The 1,401-nt window shown below is 76.6% G+C and carries 1 protein-coding gene; it reads right to left on the bottom strand.

Going from position 1 to position 1,401, the window contains the following annotated elements; all coding sequences use genetic code 11:
• The coding region (locus V7793_RS37570) for a type I polyketide synthase (RefSeq protein WP_336014230.1) at positions 1-1,401 on the bottom strand (1,401 nt) is incomplete at both ends.

Consider the following 1,401-nt stretch of genomic DNA (forward strand, 5'->3'; position numbering starts at 1 on the left):
GCTCACCCCGGCCCGCGCCGCGTCCCGCACCGGCAGCGCACGCCGGTCCGTGGCCACCTCCAGGCCCGAACCCTCCCGCTCCAGGCCCCGGTTGGGCGTGGTCAGGTGCAGCGACGGAGGCACCTGGCGGTACTTGGTGACCAGGGCCGCCTTGATCAGCCCGGCGATCCCCGCGGCCGCCTCCAGGTGGCCGATGTTCGTCTTCACCGAGCCGACCAGGCACGGCTCCTCCGCGGCCCGCCCCTGCCCGTACACGCCCGCCAGCGCCCCCCACTCCACGGGGTCGCCGAGCGCCGTGCCCGTGCCGTGCGCCTCGACGTAGCCGACCGCGGCGGCCTCCAGTCCGGCCTGGGCCAGGGCCCGTGCCATCACCGTGCGCTGCGCCGAACCCTTCGGCGCCGTCAGGCCGTTGCTGCGCCCGCCGTGGCCCAGGGCGGAGCCCCGGACCACCGCGTGGACGCGGTCGCCGTCGGCCAGGGCCGCGGACAGCGGCTTGAGGAGGACCAGGCCGACGCCCTCGCCGCGCACATAGCCGTCGGCCGCGTCGTCGAAGGTCCGGCAGCGCCCGTCCGCGGAGAGCATCCCGCCCTGCGCGAACGCCACCGACAGGCCCGGCGTGATCAGGAGGTTCACCCCGCCGGCCAGCGCGGTGCGGCACTCGCCCGCCCGCAGGCTCTGGCACGCCATGTGGACGGCGGCGAGGGAGGACGAGCAGGCGGTGTCCACGGCGAGGCTGGGGCCCGCCAGGTCGAAGTGGTACGAGAGCCGGTTCGCCGCCACCGACTGCGCGTTGCCCGTCGCGGAGTAGACGTCGACCGCCTCCAGGTGCGGCATCTGCAGCTCGGCGTAGTCGTGGCTGCTGATGCCGACGAAGACGCCGGTCTCGCTGCCCGCCAGGTGCGCGGGCGTGACGTGCGCGTCCTCGAAGGCCTGCCAGGCCACCTCCAGCAGCAGCCGCTGCTGCGGGTCCATGCGCTCGGCCTCGCGCGCCGAGATCCCGAAGAAGCGGGCGTCGAAGGCGTCGACGCGGTCCAGGAACCCGCCGTGGCGAGGGGCGTCGACGAGACCGGGGTCCCAGCGGTCGCGCGGCACCTCGCCGACGGCGTCGCGGCCGTCCAGCAGGAGCCGCCAGTAGCTGTCCACGTCGGGGGCGCCCGGGAAGCGGCAGCCCATGCCGACGATCGCGATCGGCTCGCCGGGGACCGGTGCGGCGGGAGCGGCCGGGACGGCTGTGGGCCGGGGCCGCTCCTGCGCGCCGAGGCGGGCCGCCAGCGCGCGGACGGACGGGTGCTCGAAGACCAGGCCCGCGGGCAGCTCGCGGCCCAGCCAGGCGCCCAGTTCACCGGTGACGGCCACGGCCTGCCGGGAGTCCAGCCCGAGGGAGGTGAAGGGCAGGTCCCG

The sequence above is a fragment of the Streptomyces sp. KLMMK genome (assembly GCF_036961605.1).
Classification (GTDB): domain Bacteria; phylum Actinomycetota; class Actinomycetes; order Streptomycetales; family Streptomycetaceae; genus Streptomyces; species Streptomyces telluris.